20 protein-coding genes and 1 pseudogene are annotated in these 22,816 nt (G+C 32.5%); 11 read left to right on the top strand and 10 right to left on the bottom strand.

All coding sequences use genetic code 11. The features are described 5' to 3' along the window. A partial coding sequence (gene rnr, locus ABI657_RS15035) for a ribonuclease R (protein ID WP_348098088.1) occupies positions 1-2,060 on the bottom strand: 2,060 nt, incomplete at its 3' end. 107 nt (positions 2,061-2,167) lie between these two features. On the opposite strand from rnr, the gene ABI657_RS15030 reads away from it, so the two are divergent. Further along, entirely contained in the window at positions 2,168-2,401 is a 234-nt protein-coding gene (locus ABI657_RS15030) for a DUF2007 domain-containing protein (RefSeq protein WP_348098087.1), read from the top strand. 57 nt (positions 2,402-2,458) lie between these two features. Here ABI657_RS15030 and ABI657_RS15025 read toward each other — a convergent pair whose 3' ends face one another. Further along, entirely contained in the window at positions 2,459-3,871 is a 1,413-nt protein-coding gene (locus ABI657_RS15025) for a T9SS type A sorting domain-containing protein (RefSeq protein ID WP_348098086.1), read from the bottom strand. A 945-nt stretch (positions 3,872-4,816) separates the two neighbouring features. Here ABI657_RS15025 and rpiB point away from each other — a divergent pair. Continuing rightward, complete coding sequence (gene rpiB / locus ABI657_RS15020) at positions 4,817-5,248, top strand: ribose 5-phosphate isomerase B (protein WP_348098085.1); 432 nt, start codon at positions 4,817-4,819, stop codon at positions 5,246-5,248. A 147-nt stretch (positions 5,249-5,395) separates the two neighbouring features. On the opposite strand, the gene ABI657_RS15015 is transcribed toward rpiB, so the two are convergent. Then, positions 5,396-5,695, bottom strand: coding sequence for a DUF1294 domain-containing protein (locus ABI657_RS15015; RefSeq protein ID WP_348098084.1), 300 nt, complete (start codon positions 5,693-5,695; stop codon positions 5,396-5,398). A gap of 119 nt (positions 5,696-5,814) precedes the next feature. Between ABI657_RS15015 and ABI657_RS15010 the strand changes: the two genes are divergently transcribed. Then, positions 5,815-7,938: a Tex family protein gene (locus ABI657_RS15010; RefSeq protein WP_348098083.1), complete on the top strand. Its 2,124-nt coding sequence runs from the start codon at positions 5,815-5,817 to the stop codon at positions 7,936-7,938. Between the two features lie 108 nt (positions 7,939-8,046). Here the strand turns inward: ABI657_RS15010 and tatA are convergent, their stop codons facing one another. Beyond that, positions 8,047-8,226 (bottom strand): twin-arginine translocase TatA/TatE family subunit, encoded by a 180-nt coding sequence (gene tatA, locus ABI657_RS15005; protein WP_348098082.1) that lies wholly within the window; start codon positions 8,224-8,226, stop codon positions 8,047-8,049. A gap of 207 nt (positions 8,227-8,433) precedes the next feature. On the opposite strand from tatA, the gene ABI657_RS15000 reads away from it, so the two are divergent. The 6 genes from ABI657_RS15000 (at position 8,434) to ABI657_RS14975 (ending at position 15,005) form a co-directional block, all read left to right on the top strand. Further along, positions 8,434-8,931, top strand: coding sequence for a peptidase (locus ABI657_RS15000; protein ID WP_348098081.1), 498 nt, complete (start codon positions 8,434-8,436; stop codon positions 8,929-8,931). Positions 8,932-8,942: 11 nt separating this feature from the next. Further along, positions 8,943-10,433 carry a GH3 auxin-responsive promoter family protein gene (locus ABI657_RS14995; RefSeq protein WP_348098080.1) on the top strand — a complete coding sequence of 497 codons (1,491 nt, stop codon included), beginning with the start codon at positions 8,943-8,945 and terminating at the stop codon, positions 10,431-10,433. A gap of 2 nt (positions 10,434-10,435) precedes the next feature. Beyond that, on the top strand, positions 10,436-10,798 hold the full coding sequence (locus tag ABI657_RS14990) for a hypothetical protein (RefSeq protein ID WP_348098079.1): 363 nt from the start codon (positions 10,436-10,438) through the stop codon (positions 10,796-10,798). An 88-nt stretch (positions 10,799-10,886) separates the two neighbouring features. After that, positions 10,887-12,566: a hypothetical protein gene (locus ABI657_RS14985; protein ID WP_348098078.1), complete on the top strand. Its 1,680-nt coding sequence runs from the start codon at positions 10,887-10,889 to the stop codon at positions 12,564-12,566. Between the two features lie 100 nt (positions 12,567-12,666). After that, positions 12,667-13,650: a UDP-glucuronic acid decarboxylase family protein gene (locus ABI657_RS14980; RefSeq protein ID WP_348098077.1), complete on the top strand. Its 984-nt coding sequence runs from the start codon at positions 12,667-12,669 to the stop codon at positions 13,648-13,650. Then, the gene (locus tag ABI657_RS14975; protein WP_348098076.1) at positions 13,650-15,005 is read left to right on the top strand and encodes an exopolysaccharide biosynthesis polyprenyl glycosylphosphotransferase; all 1,356 of its coding nucleotides are present in this window, start codon (positions 13,650-13,652) and stop codon (positions 15,003-15,005) included. The genes ABI657_RS14980 and ABI657_RS14975 overlap by 1 nt, the downstream gene beginning before the upstream one ends. Here ABI657_RS14975 and ABI657_RS14970 read toward each other — a convergent pair. From ABI657_RS14970 to ABI657_RS14955, 4 genes and pseudogenes are all read right to left on the bottom strand, one after another. Beyond that, entirely contained in the window at positions 15,002-16,189 is a 1,188-nt protein-coding gene (locus ABI657_RS14970; protein WP_348098075.1) for a glycosyltransferase family 4 protein, read from the bottom strand. The genes ABI657_RS14975 and ABI657_RS14970 overlap by 4 nt on opposite strands. Further along, positions 16,189-17,277 carry a UDP-N-acetylglucosamine 2-epimerase (non-hydrolyzing) gene (gene wecB, locus ABI657_RS14965; protein WP_348098074.1) on the bottom strand — a complete coding sequence of 363 codons (1,089 nt, stop codon included), beginning with the start codon at positions 17,275-17,277 and terminating at the stop codon, positions 16,189-16,191. The genes ABI657_RS14970 and wecB overlap by 1 nt, the downstream gene beginning before the upstream one ends. A 106-nt stretch (positions 17,278-17,383) precedes the next feature. After that, positions 17,384-17,791: pseudogene (locus ABI657_RS14960) on the bottom strand (ORF6N domain-containing protein); the annotation flags it as partial. Positions 17,792-17,947: 156 nt separating this feature from the next. Continuing rightward, positions 17,948-19,258 carry a phenylacetate--CoA ligase family protein gene (locus ABI657_RS14955; RefSeq protein WP_348098089.1) on the bottom strand — a complete coding sequence of 437 codons (1,311 nt, stop codon included), beginning with the start codon at positions 19,256-19,258 and terminating at the stop codon, positions 17,948-17,950. Between the two features lie 133 nt (positions 19,259-19,391). Here ABI657_RS14955 and purD point away from each other — a divergent pair, with 133 nt between their 5' ends. Continuing rightward, positions 19,392-20,666: a phosphoribosylamine--glycine ligase gene (purD, locus tag ABI657_RS14950; RefSeq protein ID WP_348098073.1), complete on the top strand. Its 1,275-nt coding sequence runs from the start codon at positions 19,392-19,394 to the stop codon at positions 20,664-20,666. 28 nt (positions 20,667-20,694) lie between these two features. On the opposite strand, the gene ABI657_RS14945 is transcribed toward purD, so the two are convergent. Further along, positions 20,695-20,925: a uracil phosphoribosyltransferase gene (locus ABI657_RS14945; RefSeq protein ID WP_348098072.1), complete on the bottom strand. Its 231-nt coding sequence runs from the start codon at positions 20,923-20,925 to the stop codon at positions 20,695-20,697. A 137-nt stretch (positions 20,926-21,062) separates the two neighbouring features. On the opposite strand from ABI657_RS14945, the gene ABI657_RS14940 reads away from it, so the two are divergent. Further along, positions 21,063-21,992 (top strand): DUF6427 family protein, encoded by a 930-nt coding sequence (locus ABI657_RS14940; protein WP_348098071.1) that lies wholly within the window; start codon positions 21,063-21,065, stop codon positions 21,990-21,992. Here ABI657_RS14940 and upp read toward each other — a convergent pair. Next, the gene (gene upp / locus ABI657_RS14935; RefSeq protein ID WP_348098070.1) at positions 21,987-22,640 is read right to left on the bottom strand and encodes a uracil phosphoribosyltransferase; all 654 of its coding nucleotides are present in this window, start codon (positions 22,638-22,640) and stop codon (positions 21,987-21,989) included. The genes ABI657_RS14940 and upp overlap by 6 nt on opposite strands. Positions 22,641-22,816: the final 176 nt, after the last annotated feature.

The following is a 22,816-nucleotide window of genomic DNA, read 5'->3' as shown; positions in this document are numbered from 1 at the left end:
GCATATTGCTTTTCATCGAAAGTATAATAATCATCTTTTATTTCTCTGATTCTTACCATTCCCTCGCATTTGTTAGAAACGATTTCTACATAAATTCCCCATTCTGTAACTCCTGAAATAACACCAAGGAATTCTTCGTCCTGATGGTCCTGCATGTATTTAACCTGCATATATTTAATACTGTCACGTTCAGCATTTGTCGCTAAACTTTCCATATTCGAACAATGCTGGCATTTTGTTTCGTACACTTCTTCATCTACAGATTTACCTGCGTCCAGATAAAACTGTAATAAACGATGCACCATAACATCCGGATAACGACGTATTGGTGAAGTAAAATGGCTGTAATAATCAAAAGCCAAACCGTAATGACCAATATTCTCCGTTGAATATTTGGCTTTGCTCATACTTCTGATCGCCAGCGTATCAATTAAGTTTTGTTCTTTTTTACCGTTTACTTCTTCCATCAATGCATTCAAAGACTTTGAAATATCGCCTTTGTTACGGAAATCTATTTTATATCCAAACTTAGCAATTACGCTTTGCATAGCAATTAACTTGTCTTCATTTGGTTCGTCGTGAATCCTGTAAATGAACGTTTTCTTTTGTTTTCCAATGTATTCAGCGACTTTTCTATTCGCTAAAAGCATGAATTCCTCAATTAGATGATTGGCATCTTTTGAAACTTTAAAATAAACTCCTTCAGGTTCTCCATCAGCATCCAGGTTGAATTTTACTTCGACTTTATCAAAAGAAATAGCACCATTGGCCATTCTTTTCTTTCTTAAAATCTTCGCTAATTCATCTAATTTTAAAGTAGCTTCAACAATTTCATCTGAAACAACATATGAATCTCCGGTAATTGAAATATCAACCGGAATTGTATTGTCTTTTGTTTCAATTATATATTGTGCTTCTTCGTAAGCAAAACGCTGATCTGAATAAATTACTGTTCTTCCAAACCACTGGTTAATCACCTGAGCAGTTGGCGAAACTTCAAAAACGGCAGAGAACGTATATTTCTCTTCATTTGGACGTAATGAACAGGCAAAATTAGATAAAACTTCAGGAAGCATTGGTACTACACGATCTACCAAATAAACCGAAGTTGCTCTTTGATACGCTTCATCATCCAAAATGGTTCCTTCTTCCAAATAATACGAAACATCAGCAATATGAACTCCTATTTCGTAATTTCCATTTTCTAACTTTTTGAAAGACAACGCATCATCAAAATCTTTGGCATCTTTTGGATCTATTGTGTATGTAAGCGTATCACGCATATCGCGACGTTTTGCAATTTCAGATTCCTGGATTGAAGTGTCTATTTTTTGTGCAAAAACCTCTACTTCTACCGGAAAATCTGATGGTAAACCGTATTCAGCCAAAATAGCATGAATCTCTGTGTTGTGTTCTCCCGGTTTTCCTAAAACTTTAATCACAGAACCAAAAGGACTATCAGCTCTTTTTGGCCAGTCTTCAATAGTAACTAAAACAACATCTCCATTTTCTGCTTCTCCAAATTTATCTTTCGGTATAAAAATATCGGTATACATTTTTGGATTTGCCGTTGAAACAAAAGCAAAATTGGGCTGAATATCAATTACGCCAACAAATTCTGTTTTGTTTCTTTCTACAACTTCAATAACCTCCCCTTCAGCACGTTTTCCTTTTCTTCTGTTGTAAACGTATACTTTTACTTTGTCTTTATCTAAAGCACGATTTAAATTATTGGTCGGTATAAAAACATCTTCAGTAAAATCAGGACATACAAAATAGGCCGTTTTTCTGCTGGTCATATCAATTGTTCCTTCGTAATAATCTTCACTGACAGCTTTGATTAAATATTTTCCGGGTTCTGCTTCTATAATCTTTTTTGAAGCAGCCAGTATTTTTAAATCTTTTATAATCTGGTTTCTGCTTTTGGTATCATCAAGTTCGAGCTTTGCTCCTATTTGTTTATAATTGAATGCTTTATTCGCATTTTTCGATAAAACTTTTAAAATTTTACTAGAGAAATCACTCTCATTGTTTATCGGTTTTCTAATTTTCTTACTCATATATCTTTTCTTATAAAGTTTAAAATTACAAATAAGATATCAGATAACAGATTTTAACAATTAGAATTATTAAAATTATAACTTAGTATCTTTATAAAAAGACCTTTATGGAAAGCTTTAAAACAATCGCCATATTTAATTATGACCACGAAACGGTTATTCTTAAACATTTATTAGATCAGGAAGGAATTCTTTATTTTTTTGAAAACGAAATTACTTTATCTGTCGTTCCAATGTATTCGGCAGCGCTGGGTGGTATTAAACTCAAAGTACATCCAAATGATTTTGAAAGGGTTCTGGAAATATTGGATAATTTTAATAATCCTCTTCAGGTTGTTTAGATTTTAAAAAAAAAAGCTCCCATAATGGGAGCTTTTTAAAAGTATTTTTATTTATTTCTATCTTACTAATACAGTCTTAGTTGCCTTTCCTTTATCAGTAATTATCTCAAAATAATAAGTTCCGTGAAATAAAGAGCTTATGGAAATAATATTGCTGTTTTCTGTTTTAATCAATTGGCCTAATGTGTTGTAAATATTTACTTTTTGTAATGTTAAATTTTTATTTAGATTAATGTTTACGATTTCAGATGAAGGATTAGGATATAGATTAAAGTTTTCTAACACATATTTGTCTGTACTTAAAATATTAGATAATGAATAAATTCTGACTTCTCCTCTGCTTACACCTTCCCCATCATCCAGAGAAGTAACAGCAACCATTGATCCATCTGGCGAAAGAGCAATTTTCTGACCGCTTAAATCATATCCCTCCCCATTAATATTATTTCCTGTCTGCTTCCATGTATCCGAAAAGTTTTTAAAAATCTTTACCTGGCCTGCATTATAGAAACTATCACTATTTTGATCGTCACTAAATGCTAATATTGAACCGTCTGCAGATAGAGCAACCTGAAGACCAATATGATTATTTAGCTGAGTTCCGGAAAGTGTTGAGCCAACCTGTTTCCAGCTTCCATTAACATTTCTATAAACATATACAGATCCTAAACTTGTATTCATATATCTGCCAGGTGCACCAACAGCCAGTGTATTTCCATCAGATGATAAAGAAACAGAATAGCCACTATTGCCGTTTTTAACCTTTCCATCGATATCAGCACCTACTTGTACCCAATTATCAGATACATTAGAAAATACTCTTACATGACCGGAATCAACAATACTGTTACTGTTTCTATAGCCACCAATTGCAATCTTGGATCCATCTGAAGAGAGAGAAATACTAAAACCGAATTGATTATAACTTCCCTCGCCATATAAAGTATTTCCAATTTTATCCCAAGTTCCCGAGTTATTTCTATAGATTGTCACCCTATCCGATTCGCCAAAACCAAATGCCAATACATTCTGATCAGAAGATAGCACCACACAGCTAGGACGATCTTCAATAACAACGTTATGATTTATTTTTGTCCATGTACCAGAAATATTTCGATACATTTTTACATATTTATGTCCGTATTCATCTTCTTCACCACATGCAATAATAAAATTACCATCAGAAGATAAAGTTAAGTACCTTCCAACAAATTCGCCTTTTTTTTCACCGTATATGTCATTTCCAACTTGTTTCCAAAGACCAGAATCATAATGAAAAATCCTAATTAATCCTGAGTTAGTAAATTTTTCATCATTAAAAGCAGATCCTATGGCAATCGTTAAACCATCAGATGAGAAAGAGATAGACTGACCACTCTGTTCATAATTGGTTTTTCCGCTTATAGCACCAATTTTAGTCTGCCCAAAACTTAGAAAAGGCAATAAAATAAAGAGTAAAATTTTATTCATAAAACTTATTTATAATTTTGGTAAATATAAATAATAAAGGATACAAAATTTCTAAATAGAATTCAGATGTTAGTTTTTCATTTCACTAAAAATAGTTTAAAAAGTTATTTTTTTATTTTTAAAAATTCAAAGTTGTCAACATATATTAAATACAACAAAAAGAAAAATTTAAATTTAATTAATTTTTGATGGTTATTATAGTGTGTTAATATGTGATATAAATTTATTTTTAAATGTATTGAAATAGAGTTTTACTTATTTATATAGAGTTATCAACATACTTATATTTGGTTAAAGGTTTAGTTTTTAAGTCTTTTTATATTTTAATGAACAATGGTTAACAACCAAAAATGAATGGATTTTGTAGATAACTTGATAACTCAATTTTTGTTGAAAATAGCATTTTTGATATTGATAACTTTTCTAAAAAATCCTCAAACTTTATTAGGTTATTTGATTCGGGTTTTGGATTACGTTTTTTTTCGACGCAAGCAAAAAATACTTCTAATTTTCTATCTTAACTTATTAACATATAATGTTAATTTAAAGTTAACTGAATATCAACGAATTACGTTTTTGTATTAACATTCTAAAATTTCAACAAAAATAGTACTCATTATTTATTGAAGATCAGATTATTACAGAGTTATCAAAATTGTTAACAAGTGATAATGGTTTGGTATAATGTGAGTTATGAATTGATATCTTTTTGCTAGGAATTATACTAATTTTTAAGAATTATATTTTACTGCAAAGTTAATCTGTAAATTTATAATGGGATAAATATTGCGGGATTAATCTAATACTGCCCTGACTCTTTTTAGATTTTATTTACTTAAAAAGGTGCTTTCTTATTTAATAAAATTCATTCTAATTTGTGTAATTAGTGGTAACTTTTAAAATTGTTTAAGTAAATTTGCAAAACACAACTTAATAGTATTTAAAATGAAAATTTCGATAGGAAACGATCACGCCGGACCGGAGTATAAAAAAGCAATTGTAGCGATGCTAAAAGCAAAAGGATATGAAGTAACCAATTACGGAACAGATTCTGAGGATTCTGTTGATTATCCTGATTTTGGTCATCCTGTTGCCAATGATGTTTCTGAAGGAAAAGCTGATTTTGGAATTGTCATCTGCGGAAGTGGAAACGGAATTGCTATGACGGTGAACAAACACCCAAAGGTAAGAGCCGGTTTATGCTGGACTAAAGAAATTGCTGTTTTGGTACGTTTACATAATGACGCTAACATTATTAGTATTCCGGCACGTTTTACATCAATTCCGCAAGCAGTAGAAATGGTTGAAACCTTTTTATCAACAGATTTTGAAGGAGGAAGACACCAAAACAGAGTGAATAAAATTGCTTGTCAATAAATTGTTCAAAAAAAATCGGGTGCTTCGCACCCATAAAAATATAAACCGGGCGGATTTTAAAATTCATTCGGTTTTGTTGTTTAAATATCTTAATTTCAGTTGATTATAAAGTTGTCAACATTGTTAATATCGCTAAATTTTACCAATTTATCCGTTAAAAAAGTCAATAGTAAAAATATTACTATTATAAATAAACATAAACACAACGATTAGAATCTGAATAAATAAAATAGCTGAAAATTTTAGAATAAAAGAAGGTTTACTTGTTTTATGTCTGAAGAATAACATTCCCAACAGCAATCCAATTGTGCCACCAATTGTTTCCAGGAAAAACAACGTATTTTCAGGAATTCTTCTTTTATTTATTTTTGCCTGATACTTATCATATCCGGCTAAAATAAAAACGATGCTATTTACAATTAAAAAACAGAGTAATAAAATTTGCATTGGCTTAAAAATTAAAACAAAGATATTATTTTAGCGATGTAATTAATCCATTTTTTACAAATGCAAAAGATGGACATAATTATCTAATTTTCAAATTGACACATTATCTCATTCATAAAATGACTAACATACAATTCATTGCCAAGTCTGTGCAAACAGCAGCGATTAACATTCAGAAAACAGTTCAATTATTAGAGGAAGATTGTACGATTCCGTTTATATCCCGCTACCGAAAAGATACAACCGGAAATCTGGATGAAGTTCAGATTGAACAAATTGCAAAACTTCAAAAAGAATATGAAACAATTGTAAAACGAAAAGAAGCTGTTTTAAAATCGATAGAAGAGCAGAAATCGCTTACGCCGGAATTGAAACAAAAAATCGAGCAGAGTTTTGACCTACAGGAAATCGAAGATTTTTACCTTCCATACAAAAAGAAGAAAAAAACAAAGGCTGATGTAGCACGCGAATTTGGTTTAGAGCCTTTGGCAAAAATCATCCTGTCTGAAAATGACGTTGATGTCGATTTTATTTCGACACAATACATCAATGAAAATGTTATTAATGAAGAAGCTGCTATTCAGGGTGCACGGGATATTGTGGCAGAATGGATCAATGAAAATATTTATGTCCGTAAGCAGTTACGTAGATTATTTAACAGAAAAGCAACGATTGCAACTAAAGTCGTAAAAAAGAAAAGCGAAGAAGAAGGAGCCCAAAAATTCAGTCAGTATTTTGATTGGGAAGAGCCTTTGACGAAAGCACCATCACATAGATTATTAGCCATGCTTCGTGCAGAAAATGAAGGTTTTGTAAAAATGAAGGTAGATGTTGATTTGGATGAAGCGTATGATATTATTGATGAAATCATCATCAAAAAGCAAAACAGTACAACAGCACATTTGCAACTGGCGATTGAAGACAGTTACAAAAGATTACTAAATCCGGCGATTGGAAACGAAACTTTGCAGGAAGCAAAAGCAAAAGCCGATGCCAACTCGATTCAGGTTTTTGCAAACAATCTGGGCCAGTTATTATTAGCGCCGCCATTGGGCGAAAAACGAATTCTGGCCATAGATCCGGGATTCAGAAGTGGTTGTAAAGTGGTTTGCCTGGATGAAAAAGGTGACTTATTATACAACGAAACGATTTATCCTCATGCGCCTCAAAATGAGGAAGCTATGGCAATAAAGAAAATCCGTTCGATGGTGAACTCCTATAAAATTGATGCAATCTCGATTGGAAACGGAACTGCTTCCAGAGAAACCGAATTTTTCATAAAAAAAATTGCGTTCGATAAACCGCCGCAGGTTTTTATAGTTTCTGAGGCTGGAGCGTCGGTTTATTCGGCATCAAAAATTGCGAGAGAGGAATTTCCAAATTTTGATGTTACCGTTCGTGGTTCAATTTCTATTGGAAGACGACTTTCAGATCCTTTGGCAGAGTTGGTAAAAATCGACCCAAAAGCAATTGGAGTAGGACAGTACCAGCATGATGTTGACCAAAATAAATTAAAAGAAGAACTTGATGCTACAGTAATCCGTTGTGTGAATTCGGTTGGAATTAATATCAACACGGCGAGTAAACATTTATTGAGTTATGTGAGTGGAATAGGAGATAAGCTGGCCGAAAATATTGTTCAGTATCGCTCTGAAAACGGTCCTTTTGAAGACAGAAAACAGCTGAAAAAAGTGCCTCGCTTAGGAGATAAAGCCTATCAACAGGGTGCGGCTTTTATCAGAATTTCGAATGCAAAAAACCCTTTGGATAATTCTGCAGTACATCCTGAAGCGTATCCGGTTGTAGAGAAAATGGCGAAAGATTTGAAACTTTCGGTAAATGACTTAATTGCCAACAAAGAAAAAACAGCACTTATTAAAGCAGAAAACTATATTACACCTGAAATTGGTTTACTAACACTGAAAGACATCATAAAAGAGCTCGAAAAGCCTGGATTAGACCCAAGAAAGTCGGCTAAGGTTTTTGAATTTGATGCGAATGTAAAATCGATTAAAGATGTACGAACCGGAATGATTTTACCGGGAATTGTGAACAACATTACCAACTTCGGCTGTTTTGTTGATATCGGAATCAAGGAAAGCGGACTGGTTCATATATCGCAGTTAAAAGCCGGTTTTGTAAGCGATGTAAACGAAGTGGTAAAATTGCATCAGCATGTTGATGTAAAGGTAACAGAGGTTGATGAAGATAGAAAGAGGATTCAGTTGACGATGGTTCTCTAGAAAATTCTAAAACGAAAACTCCGTCCAATTAGGCTTAATTTTACAAAAAAAGTCCCAAAACACAAAATATATTGTGGTTTGGGACTTTTTTCTACAGAGTAAAATTCTTTATTTAATTTCTTCTTCTTCTTTTTTTACAGCAGGCTGATTATCATCTTTAGCTGCATTTTTAAATTCTTTAATTCCGCTTCCTAGCCCTTTCATCAATTCCGGAATTTTTTTACCTCCAAAAAGTAATAAAACAACTGCTAATATAATAAGGATTTCTGTTACGCCAAATCTTCCCATGATAGTAAAATTAATGCCGAAGCAATTTATATAAATTTTTGTTGCAAATGTATACAGAATATACGAACAAGTTGAGTTTTTGAATTAAAATATTTGTTTATTACAGCGTTAAATATTTTATAAAATCACTAAATTAGTTTATTAGGTTACCTAAATCAGATATCAGCAATACTATTAATTCCTATATTTGCTTGTAAAGAAACCATAATGACTAATAAAAAGAAAAAGAATTTCAGAAAAAAATTATTCATTAAAAATAGATTGGTTATTTTGAATGAAGATACTTTTGAAGAGATTTTTTCATTTAGACTTACTTTAATGAACGTTTTCGTAATGTTTACTGTTGGCGGAATATTTCTAATTCTGATTACTACTTTTATTATAGCTTTCACTCCATTACGTGAATTTATTCCAGGTTATTCTTCTTCACAATTAAAAAAAAATGCCACTGAATTAGCGATAAAATCAGACTCATTAGAAAGATCAATAAAAAAAAATGAAGCGTATATAAAAGGAATTCAAAAGGTATTAAACGGGGAATTGGAATATGCTAAATTTAATAAAGACTCTATTTTGGCTGAAGCTGATGAGCCGGAAGATTTAAATATGAAAGCGACAGAAGAAGAAATTAAACTAAGGGAAGAAGTCGTTAAAATTGAAAAGCAATCCGGGAATGATAAAAAAAATAAAAAGGACAAAAAATAATTTCATCAAAAATGTCAATTAAATCAATAGCGGCAAAAATATTTGCACGTAAAATATACAACCAAACAGTTACCTGGTCTCATAAACCGGTAGAAACTCAATTAGAGGTTTTTAAAAGTTTGATTCAAAATGCAAAAGCAACAGAATTTGGAAGGGACCATCATTTTGATCAAGTAAAAACAATTGATGATTTTCAAAAAAACGTTCCAATTAGGGATTATGAAGATTTGAAGTCATATATAGAAAAAGTAAAATTAGGAGGGGAGAATATTCTCTGGAAAGGAAAACCGCTTTATTTTGCTAAAACTTCAGGAACAACTTCAGGAGCAAAATATATTCCGCTTACTAAAGAATCAATGCCTACTCATATTAAGGCTTCGCGAAATGCTATTTTGCATTATATTCATGAAACGGGAAATGCTGATTTTGTAAATGGAAAAATGATTTTTTTACAGGGAAGCCCAATTTTGACTGAAAAATACGGAATCAAATTTGGAAGACTGTCCGGAATTGCAGCACATTTTGTTCCTAAATATCTCCAAAAAAACCGAATGCCCACGTGGGAAACCAATTGTATTGAAGATTGGGACACTAAAGTAAATGCAATTGTTGAAGAAACAATCAACGAAGACATGTCTGTAATTTCTGGAATTCCGTCCTGGGTGCAAATGTATTTTGAGCGCTTGCAGGAAAAAAGCGGTGGAAAAAAAATAAGCCAAATATTCAAAAACTTTAATTTGTTTATCTACGGAGGTGTTAATTATGAACCTTACCGTGCCAAGTTTGAAAAAATGATGGGTAAAAAAGTGGACAGTATCGAACTGTTTCCTGCTTCTGAAGGGTTTTTTGCCTATCAGGATTCCCAAAAAGAAAAAGGAATGCTCTTATTGCTGGATTCCGGAATTTTCTATGAATTTATTAAAACCGATGAATTCTTTACCGAAAACCCAAAAAGACACACAATTGGAGAAGTAGAATTGGGTGTAAATTATGCTTTGATTGTTTCTACGAACGCCGGACTTTGGAGCTATAATATTGGCGATACGGTTCAGTTTACATGTTTGCTGCCACATAGGGTAATAGTTTCAGGGCGTATTAAACATTACATCTCGGCTTTTGGAGAACATGTTATTGCCAATGAAGTGGAAAACGCGATGAAAGAAGCAACATCGGCAACCAATATTGTAATCAACGAATTTACCGTGGCTCCGCAAATTAATCCCTCAAGCGGACTGCCCTATCACGAATGGCTGATAGAATTTGAAAATGAGCCAGAAAACCTCAAAACTTTTGCAGAAGCTATTGACTATTCAATGCGGAAACAAAATATTTATTATGATGACCTGATTACCGGAAATGTTTTGAGAAAAGTGGTTGTAACCAAAGTTTCCAAAAACGGATTTCAGGAATACATGAAATCGCAAGGGAAATTGGGTGGACAGAATAAAATTCCCAGATTATCGAATGATAGAAAGATTGCGGATAATTTATTGATAATTTAAATATGATTAAAAAGATTTTAGGTATTTTAACCGTAATTTCAGCTATCGTTTGGCTTGTTTTCTTTATAAATGCAGTAGATCAAGGAGAATACTTTTTTATATTTTTAATTGTAAGTACTGTTAACATAATATTGATTGTAAAAACTAAATTCTGGAAAGTAAATAATGGTCAAAAAGAAGAGATAAAGATTATTAGACTAATTTGTTTATTAACGAATATTGTACTTGCTTTTATATTATTTAACATAATGAAAGTTGAATTTGATTTAGACGATTCGGACGATATTTGCATAGTCATTATAATGATTTTAGCAATCTTAGCTCCATTTTTTTATTTATTAGGAATAAAGAAACATTATCATTAATTCTAAAAAAGAATACCTTAATTCCGTTTGGAAATTAAGAAATTATAATTTTCTTCCATTAAAAGGAGAACGTTAAAAAAATAAAAACATGAAAGAAACCAAACATATATCAAGATCGAGAGCGCAGGAATCATCAGCTGCTATTGAAAAAATGTACATCACGATGCGCCACTTATTCAACCGTGGTTTTTATAAACCAATGGGCGTTTCAGGGGACAGCTTACGTGAATCATTATTAGCCTTACGTCCTGAAATTTATGGAAACATAGCCGAAGAAAAAGTAGAACTAAACGGACTTTTGTACGTGATAGAAAGACTTCCAATCGGAATTGAACAGTGCCGGTTCATCAATTTAACTTCGGATGAAGGATATTCGAAATCGCATTTTCAGCCTATTGTTCCTCCAAAAAGAAAAAGAAATTGTTATCGTATTGACGAGGAACAAATGAACGTAGAAATTACACGCGGGCGTTCTGACATTTATGATATCCTGACGCATTTGACCTTTATTTTTATCGAATCGCACAAAATAAAAAACAGGATTTTACTGGATGATGCCGGTGAAGTTTCCCGCGACTGGCTCAAATTGGAGCAAACCGTAACGCAAACCAAAAAATTGTCGCAGATAGAAAAGGAAAAAGCGATTTCGCACGTGGCAAATATTTTAGCCAGAACTTTTGAAGAGGTTTTGGATATTTATGATGCTTTTGGTTCAGAAAATGCTCCCGATCGTTTCCTGCATGTAATTTACTGGTTAGGGAAACTGGCTCTGGAAGAAATGATCGATAATAATAAAAGGACGATCACTTTCAGCCCGGTCTTGAGAGAACGTCTGGGTCACCATATTCATGGAGAAATCTGGGCAACCAATATCAAAGAAGTTTTAAAAGAAAAAAATCTTTTAAAAAGACCTCTTCATATTATTAGTGCCAACATGCACAGTGTAATGAATTCGATTTTTGCCACTCCTTTATTAAAATCAAAATTTAAGGATAAAACGGACTTTTTTATTTATGAAGAATTAAGCAAATCCGCCGCTAAAGAAACGAGAGATATTGTAGAAGAGCTGGCTTCAAAAAACGGAATGATTTCGTTGCCTGATACTTCAGGAACCAACATTGATGTTCAGATTTTTGATACAGCTAAAATTGACTGGACAAAAACTGCTTTTCCAAAAACCAAGCTTGATGAAGAAAAACCGGTTCTGATTGTAATGGATTATGCTTTTGGAGAACAGGCATACGAAACGATCGATGAACTTTTAAAACCCTTTAAAAAAGAAACGCTTTTAAATGTAAAATCGGTTTCGATAATGGGAAAAGCCGGAATTCTGGAAGGAGGAAAAGGCGATATTATGATTCCCTCAGCACATATAAATGAAGGAACAGCGGATAATTATTTCTTTGAAAATGAATTAACAGGCGCCATGTTTGAAGGAAACGACATTGCTGTTTTTGAAGGTGCCATGGTTACGGTTTTAGGGACTTCATTACAAAACAGAGAATTATTAAAATTTTTCCATGAATCAACCTGGGGTGTAATTGGTCTTGAAATGGAAGGTTCCTATTATCAAAAAGCAATCCAGTCAGCATCAAAAATCAGAAAAAGTGTGCCCCATGATATCAAAGTAAGATATGCTTATTATGCTTCAGATAATCCTTTGGAAACCGGCAGCACACTAGCTTCTGGCGGATTAGGAACTACTGGTGTAAAACCCACGTATCTGATTACGATTAAAATTTTAGAACAAATTTTAAACATTAAATAAAACATCTATAGCAGATTTTTATTTTGGATTGAAAAAAGATAAATACGAAGTTGATTTTATAAAACTGAATGAAGTAAATTTGCTCCTGTAAACCATTACTATGAAAAGAATACTTATTACCGGGGCAGCAGGATTTTTAGGATCACATTTGTGTGACAGGTTTATTAAGGAAGGTTATTATGTTATCGGAATGGATAATCTGATTACTGGGGATCTTAAAAATATTGAGCATTTATTTAAATTAGAACATTTTGAGTTTTACCATCATGACATCACCAAATTTGTGCACGTTCCAGGTGATTTAGATTATATTTTGCACTTTGCTTCACCGGCAAGTCCCATCGATTATTTAAAAATTCCGATCCAGACCTTAAAAGTTGGTTCATTAGGAACCCATAATTTATTAGGCCTTGCCCGAGTAAAGAAAGCAAGAATTTTAATTGCTTCCACCTCTGAAGTATATGGAGATCCTTTGGTTCATCCACAAACAGAAGAATATTATGGAAATGTTAATACAATAGGGCCACGAGGGGTGTATGATGAAGCAAAACGTTTTCAGGAATCTATAACAATGGCCTATCATACTTTTCACGGTGTAGAAACCCGAATAGTTCGAATTTTTAACACCTATGGTCCAAGAATGCGTCTTAATGATGGCCGTGTAATTCCGGCATTTATAGGTCAGGCGCTTCGTGGAGAAGATTTAACCATTTTTGGCGACGGAATGCAAACCCGTTCCTTTTGTTATGTGGATGATCAGGTAGAAGGAATTTTTAGATTATTGCATTCAGATTATGTATATCCTGTAAATATTGGAAATCCTGACGAAATTACAATTAAGGATTTTGCAGATGAAATCATAAAACTTACAGGAACTAATCAAAAAGTGGTCTATCATCCTTTACCGGTTAATGATCCTTTACAGCGTCAGCCAGACACAACAAAAGCAAAAGAATTATTGGGCTGGGAAGCAAAAGTAAGCCGTTCTGAAGGAATGAAAATAACATATGACTATTTCAGGTCACTTTCAAAAGAAGAACTTTTAAAAGAAGAGCATAAGGATTTTTCTAATTATATAAAATAATGCGCACCAGAACAGGAAGATATTCAGGATATATTCGTCCTTTTTCCTATTTGATAGATTTGGTAATCATCAATTTTTTTGCTGTTTTTATTGCTGATTTCCCAATAGAAAACATTGTATTTTTCGCGGTATTGAATTTTGGATGGATTGCCATTGCCTTGCATTTAGGATTTTATGAAGTATACCGATTTTCAAAAGTAATATCCATTTTAAATTGCAGCCTGAAACAAGCCAGCATGTTTGGTATCGTTGTTTTTGCTTTGGCTTTCTTTTATACTGATGAAAACAGTTTCAAACGGCTTATTATTTTTCTTTTCATTTCGTTCAATTTTATATTATTTATAAAATTTTCTATTTTCTTTTTTCTTCAAAAGTACCGGGTAATTTTTGGAGGAAACCATAGAAAAGTGGTAGTAATTGGAAATAGCAAAAGTATCGCTCCCCTGCGAAATTTCTTTATTGAAAATCTGGATTATGGGTATGAGCTGATTCATGTTTTTGAATCTGAACAGATCAAAAACATACAAGTTCAGGAAATGTTTGATTTCGTAACGAATAATAATATTGATGAAATATACTGTTCAATTACAGGTTTGTCAGAAAAAAAAATGAATGAAATTATTGATTTCGCAGATATAAATTTAAAAACCTTAAAATTTATTCCGGATGGAAATCAAATATTTTTTAGAAATTTCATCCTCCAGTATTATGATTATATTCCGGTAATTGCACTTAGAAATATTAGGCTCGATGAAAATTTATATAAGATGGCCAAACGAGGCTTCGATATCATTTTTTCACTTATCATTATTTTGGGAATCCTTTCATGGGTGATTCCAATTTTGGGAATTTTAATAAAATTAGAATCCAAAGGGCCTGTTTTTTTTAATCAAAAACGCAACGGCCTTAATAACAAGGAATTTAGTTGCTATAAATTTCGGTCTATGCAAAAGAACAGAGTAGTATCAACTATGAATCAGGTTTCAAAAAATGATACCAGAGTTACCAAAATTGGTAAAATAATTAGAAAAACAAGTATAGACGAATTACCTCAATTTTTTAATGTTCTTTTGGGAGATATGTCGGTAGTAGGCCCAAGACCGCATATGGTGAGTTATAATAAGGAATATACGCTTAAGGTTAACAAATTTATGATGCGCCATTTTATAAAACCAGGAATTACCGGTTTGGCTCAAACTAAAGGTTTTCGAGGAGAAATAGAATCAGATTATGATATCATAAACCGATTTAAATATGATATTTTTTATCTGGAAAACTGGTCTATTTTATTAGATATGAAAATCATTCTCACGACAATTTACAATATCCTCACAGGAGATAAAAAGGCGTATTAAAAAACCTCTTTTTTAATAAGTTCATTTATTTGGTTATTCAGATTAAAATGAAGTTTGGCATGATTAAAAACCGCTTTTTTCATTAAATGGATAGCTTCTTTGCCTTCGCTGTCAATTTCTATTAAAGTTGCATTTAGGCTTTCAAAATCCTCAACTGGCGCAATCCAGCCAAGATTATTATCTTTCACGATGTTTTCGCCTTCACCGCCTCCAAAATAAAGGATAGGGAAACCCAATGCGCTGTACTCAAATATTTTTGACGGAACAGATCCGTAAATTCTTGTTTTTAAAGGAACAAGCGCAATATCAAAAGTTTTTAATGTATTGTGCAAAGCATTTCTTTCCAGCATTCCGTGAAAGAATATTTTTTTATCCGGATTTTCAGCCAGGAATAATTCGATTTGTTGCTTTTCGGCTCCGTCACCAAAAATATGCAATTCGATGTTGAGGTTTTGAATTTGTAATTGTTGTATCAATTCAAAAATTCCCTGTGCAACACCTAATAATCCTGCATAAAATAATTTAATTGTGGAGATATTATCATCATTTACAAAGTCAATATTTTCTATAAAATGATCCGGATAATTACGGTATAAAGAGCAGTTCTTATTTGGAAAAAGAGAATGAATATGCGTGATAATTTCTTCGGATTGTCCAAAAATGAGAGTTGCTTTTTTATAAATAAAACGTTCAAAAAACAATGCCGTTTTATGCGACAGGCTATTTGATTTCATTACTTTGAGTTCAATAGCAGCAATTGGCCACAAATCAGAAACATTCAGGATTGTTTTTTTCCGCTTAAGCGAAAGAATCAAAACAGAAATAAATGATAATAATAACGGAGGCGACTGTACAATTACTTTATCCGGTGTTTTTTTAAATACCAAATAAAAGAATAATGACATCGAAAAAGAAAGTGTCGAAAATATCCTTTTCACAATCATGTGACTGTTACTTGGATAAATCCAAAGTCTTTTTACGGTAATATTTTGTAGTTTTTCCGAAACTGAAAAACGGCCTTTGTATTCGGGAAATAATTCACCTTTTGGATAATTGGGCAATGGGCAAATAACAGTAACCGAATAGTTGTTCTGGTTTAATTTCAAGGCCAATTGTTCAATTCGATTGGCCGCAGCACCTTTTTCCGGGGGGTAATAATTAGATATTATTAAAATGGCCTTCATTATTTTTTATTCAGTAATATGGAGATAATTCTTTCTGAAGCTTTTCCATCCCATAAATCAGGAATTCCGGATTTCTTTTGTCCATTTTCTAAAAAAGAATCAAAAGTTTTTTTCAGGTTTACAAATGAAGTTCCCACAATAGTATTTGTGCCAATAGTTTCGGTCTCAGGTCTTTCGGTATTATCCCGCATCGTAAAACAGGGTATTCCCAGAACAGTTGTTTCTTCAGAAATTCCGCCGCTGTCGGTAATAACGGCAAAACTGTTTTTGATTAAAAACATAAAATTCAAATAGCCTTGCGGTGCAACAAAAATAATGTTTTTGAATTGGGTTTCACTTTCACTTAAAATTGCCTGTGTTCTGGGATGAATTGGAAACAGTATTTTTTTGTCATTAACTAAATTGTCGATTCCGTACAGTAATTCGACAAGTGATGAAACTTCGTCAACATTTCCAGGACGATGCAAGGTCAGAATGATATAATTTTTTTCCTGTAATTGCTGTTCTTTCCAAAAATCAGGTACAGAGATTCTTTCAATGTTTTGATATAAAGTATCGATCATGACATTCCCCACAAAATGAATATTCGCAGGATCTGAACCATATTTCAATAAATTTTCAGAAGCTGAAGTTGAGGTAGTAAAAAAATAATCGGTAATGCTGTCTGTCACCATCCGGTTGATTTCTTCCGGCATTGACAAATCCCCTGAACGTATTCCTGCCTCAACATGCGCAACTTTCGTATTACATTTTTTAGCGACAATTGCACAGGCCATTGTTGAGTTTACATCGCCAACAACGAGAACCAAATCGCAAGGGTTTTGAATCAGTTCTTTCTCAAAAGCAATCATTATTGCAGCGGTTTGTTCCGCCTGTGAACCACTTTTTACCTCTAAATTTGCATTCGGTTTCGGAATGTTTAATTCTTCAAAAAAAGTATCACTTAGGTTTTTATCATAGTGCTGGCCAGTATGTACCAAACGAAATGAAATGTCAAAACCTTCCATTTGCTTGCTTTTTAAAGCGTTAATAATGGGAGCTATTTTTATAAAATTAGGTCTTGCACCAGCGATTATTGTAATTTTCATAGGTCGGTCAGCTTCTTTCTAAAAACTTCTTTTGACAAAAGTAAAGTTTAAATTGGATTTAAGACAGATTGAGATATTTTCTTCAATCTTTTTATACGCTGGTTTTTTATTTTTTGTAACCGATTTTGACCCTGTTACTTTCGATTTCTTTTTTCTCGTTTAGTTCATCCAAATATGAAAAAACCAGTTCTATATTTTTATCATGATTTTCCAGTTTCTTCTGAATCTTGAGAATGTCAATTTTCATTTCGGTAGTATCCAAAAGCATTTCCCGCACTTTTGTAAAAATCCGCATAATCTGAATATTGGTTTGGATTGCTTTATCGCTTTTCAGAACGCTTGAGAGCATAAGTATACCATGTTCAGTAAATGCAAAAGGGAGTGTCCTGCTTCCGCCCCAACTTGAAGTCGCAATTTGCGACTTCAAGTTTTCAAATTCAGTCTCATTAAGCTGAAACATAAAATCTTCCGGAAATCGTGATAAGTTCCTTTTTACCTGTTCATTTAATCGTTTGGTTTCTACTTCTTATAGTAATGCTAAATCAAGTGCAAGCATCACTTTTTGACCGCGGATAAAATATATTTTATTAGAAATGGTTTCTTCTGAAAGTAAAGAATGATCGTCCATAAGTTTTTTAATTAAAAAAACAAATGTAAGATTTTATTTATGTTATAAAAATGATTTAAACTGTTTTAATTTACCGCCTTTACTTCTTTCTAAAATTGTTTTTTTAGTAAAACTAAAATTTAAATTCGGTTCCAAATACAAGGCAATTGCTTCTTTTATTTTTTGAATCTGATTGGCATTTAGTTCTTTTTCACTAACATATTCAATTTCAAAAGTGTCTAATTGCGTTTGTTTAATGATAAATTCTTTTACGTTTCCGTCATCTTCAACAATACTTTTGGTTACATAATAAAAGGTCAGACCCGGAGATTTTTTTCCGCTGGGTAAAATAGCAACATCATTGGTTCTTCCAGTCAGTTTCTTCAGAATTGGTTTCTGTGGAGTACTTTTTTCGTCTAAAATTCCAATGTCACCAATATCATACCTGATGAAAGGATGCGCTTTATTGAACAAAGAAGTAATTACGATTCGGCCTTCTTTTCCATAAGGCAAAACCTGATTATTTTCATCCAAAATTTCAACAAAAAGTGTTTCAGAATTTACCTGCCATTCGCCTTGAGGGTTTTCAAAAGCTATTAAATCAAGCTCAGAAGCACCGTATTCATTAATAATTGAAATTCCGAATTGTTTTTCCAACAATTTTTTATCCGATTCAAAAAGCATTTCTGATGTGACAAAACATGCTTTTAATGTTGGACAGATTTCTTTTAGGACAATGTTTTTTTGCTCTAAATATTTAGCAAATAAAACAATAGAACTGGTGTAGCCATTTATGTAATCAAATTTTTCAGTTTTGAATTTTCGCAGGTATTTTCCCAAAACGGCATCAGATAAATCAAAAACCGGAAAACGGAAACGATGTGTCAAAAAATCTTTAATTCGTTCTTTTTGATATCCAGTAAAATCCATTGGAATACCGTAAAATCGTGCCTGATACGACCGATTAAAATCGATTTTATGCCAGCCAAAACGCATAAAAATGGAAGCCCAGGTTAAGGCATGACAATATTTATCTTTAGCAAAAACAAATGGAGTTCCGCTGGATCCTGATGTTTTGTTGAGGTATACATTTTTTCTGGAATATCCATTTGAAAGCCTTTTTTCGAGTGGTTTCTGTAAATTTTGTTTATTCAAAACAGGAAGATTTTCCCATTTAGGAGCAATTTTAGTCCCAACTAATTCGTTGTAAAATGGATTGTTCTGCAAGTGAAAAGCAACAATTTCGCCTTTTTTCTTTTGAAGAAATATGGTATATTCTTCTTCGGATAAATTTATAATTGCATCCAAATCGGCTTTTGCTTCCTTTATCGGAAAACCATTTAATTGAAGGGAAAGGTCGAAAAGAGAAATCATTTGAGGGATAATTTTCATCAAAAATAATATTATACAATTACTAACAGTGAAGAATCAACAACTTTTTAAGATTTAATTATTTTTTACGTGCAAAAGCAATTATTTTTGCACCACAACTAAAATACAACAACACATGACAATTTTATTATTGGGATCAGGCGGAAGAGAGCATGCATTTGCATGGAAAATGATTCAGAGTCCGCTTTGCGAAAAACTTTTTGTTGCACCAGGAAACGCGGGAACTGCCGGTATTGCCACAAATGTTGCCATGTCTCCAACCGATTTTGATGCCATAAAAGCATTTGTATTAAAAGAAAATGTAAAAATGGTTGTGGTAGGACCAGAAGATCCATTGGTAAAAGGTATTTACGATTATTTCAAAAATGACGAAAGTCTAAAACATATTCCTGTTATCGGGCCATCAAAATTAGGAGCTCAATTAGAAGGAAGTAAAGAATTTGCTAAAGAATTCCTGATGAAACACAACATTCCAACAGCAGCTTATGACAGTTTTACTGCCGAAACAGTTGAAAAGGGATGTGACTTTTTAGAAACATTACAGCCTCCATACGTTCTTAAAGCTGACGGTTTAGCTGCCGGAAAAGGTGTTTTGATTATCCAGGATCTTGAAGAAGCTAAAACGGAATTAAGGAATATGCTGGTCCACGAAAAATTTGGCGCTGCGAGTTCAAAAGTGGTTATTGAAGAATTTTTGGACGGAATTGAATTGAGCTGTTTCGTTTTAACAGACGGAAAAAGTTATAAAATTTTACCAACTGCCAAAGATTATAAGCGTATTGGCGAAGGTGATACAGGATTAAACACTGGCGGGATGGGAGCGGTTTCTCCGGTTCCTTATGTTGATGCTGTTTTGATGGAAAAAATTGAAACCCGCATCGTAAAGCCAACAATTGAAGGTTTTCAAAAAGACGGAATCGAATACAAAGGATTTGTATTTATTGGTTTGATTAATGTAAAAAATGAACCAATTGTTATTGAGTATAACGTAAGAATGGGTGATCCTGAAACTGAGGTTGTAGTACCAAGATTAAAATCAGATCTGGTTGAATTATTTCAATCTGTTGCAGATCAGAAATTGGATGCTTTTGAATTAGAAGTTGATTCAAGAAGCGCCACAACAATTATGTTGGTTTCCGGCGGATATCCTGAAGATTTCGAAAAAGGAAAAGAGATTACCGGTTTAGAAAATATTACAGATTCTATAGTTTTCCACGCGGGAACAAAATTAGAAAACGGAAAAGTTTTAAGTAACGGAGGACGTGTTTTAACGGTAACATCATACGGAGACGATTTCCAACAAGCCATAAAAAAATCTTACCAAAACATAGATAAACTAAATTTTGATAAGATGTATTTTAGAAAAGATATTGGCTTTGATTTACTTTAAAATAATTCTAACTCTTTTGAGATAGATTTTATTTGAAAAAAGAGTGAGCTGTTGTATCTTGTTTTTCTGTTCCGGCTGCATCAAAAATGCGTAATTGTTTAATCCAGTAAACAATTGCGCCTGCACAAATAATCATAAAAATCCAGTTAATTGTGTTGGCACCAAACCAGGTAATAAGTTCTAAATGACGTAATCCATCAAGTGGTTTGAATAAAAAATCAACGAAAAGTGATTGTATTCCTTCGAAAAAAGCTTTCATAATTTATAAAATTATATGTTATTATTGTTGTAACGCGTTGAGGTATAAATTCAGTTATAGAATTTTTTTTCAACTTGTTGGGTTTTCCTTTTTAAACAAGTATTATATTTACAATCACAAAAGTATAAAATATCCTTATGATAACAAGTGTTTTTAAAAAATCTACACCATTAAATTATTCTTTGGTTGTAATTTTAATACTGGTTTTCTTTTTTCTGTTTCAAATTCAGGAAGTTTCCTGGACAAGTTCTTATTTTTTGGTATTCCAGAAGATAAGTTTCCTGTGTTTTATTTTTGCTTCTTTTTTCCTTGTTAATTTTATAATTAAAAAAAACGGACTTAGTAAGGACAATGGTTACGCGATATTTTTCTATTTATTATTTCTCTTATTTTTCCCTGGAATATTTAACAATCCAAATGTATTGTATGCCAATTTTTTTATTTTACTGGCAATTCGAAGATTAATTTCTCTCCAGTCATTAAAGGCTTCTAAAGAGAAAATATTTGATGCTTCCTTCTGGATTCTTATTGCATCCTTATTTCAATTTTGGTGCATACTTTTCCTGATATTGGTTTTTATTTCCATAATTTTTCATGTTTCCAGAGATTACAGGAATTGGGTTTTACCTTTTATTGCTTTTCTGGGAGTTGCTTCGTTGTTTTTAATGGTATCGTTAATTTTTAAATTTGATGCCGTAGAATTTATTCGAAATCGTGCTGTCATCGATTTAAGGATAGACTATTTTAAGAATAATTACGAAAATGGAGCTTTTTCTATATATGTGGCTGTAGCATTGTTTTTTGTTGTTTCAATGTTAATGACTTTATCAGACAGACCTCAAATAGTGCATATTTCCTATAAAAAAACGGTTGCTTATTTTTTTATTGCGGTGGCGGTTTTCCTTATTTCTCCTGATAAAAGTAATGATTTGTTATTATTCAGCATTGTTCCACTAACAATAATGGCATCAAGCCATGTGCAGTATGCAAAGCAAAAACTAAATAACGAAATTGTATTTTATGTACTTATTTTGTGCAGTTTGTTTACTTTTTTCTCACAATTATAATTTACTTCCGTAAGCAAGATCACCAGCGTCGCCAAGCCCTGGAACAATGTAGTTTTTGTCGTTTAATTTTTCATCTAAAGAAGCCACCCATAAATGACAGTTTTCAGGAAGATTTTTTTTCAGAAATGCGATTCCCTCAGGTGCTGCAATAACCACAACGATATGAATTTCGTTTGGAGTGGCATTCTCAATTAATTTTTGATGAACTGCCACTATAGATTGACCCGTTGCAAGCATTGGATCAAGAAGCAAAACAGTTTTATTGTTTAAGTTGGAAATTGCCTGATATTCAACCAGAATTTCAAAATTATCATCATTATTGGGATGATGTCTGCTAGCCGAAACAAAGCTGTTTTCTGCATGGTCAAAATAATTAAGAAAGCCATTATGTAGTGGTAGTCCAGCCCTTAGGATAGAACATAAAACTAAATCATCGGCTATTTCGGTAGTTTTTTTAATACCAAGAGGAGTTTCAATTTCGACATTCTTATAGGATAAATCCTTACTCAGTTCATACGCCATAATTTCACCAATCCGTTCAATATTTCTTCGAAAACGCATACTGTCATTCTGAATATTTATGTTTCTAATCTCACTCAAAAAATGATTTAAAATGCTGTTATTTTCAGATATATAATGAATTTTCATATTTAAATTTTAGAATTGTTAGTAAATGGGAATTTTGTAATCGAAAAACAGATTATTTTTCACAAGTATAAAAGTATAAAAAGTATCTTTGTCTCTCTAAAAAATAAAGATATGTTTTCAAAATTAGCCTATTCTGTTTTCGAACAAAGCATCAAAGATTATCACCAGTTTGATAA

It is taken from the genome of Flavobacterium sp., from assembly GCF_039930565.1.
Classification (GTDB): domain Bacteria; phylum Bacteroidota; class Bacteroidia; order Flavobacteriales; family Flavobacteriaceae; genus Flavobacterium.
This window is presented reverse-complemented; position numbering and strand designations above follow the sequence as displayed.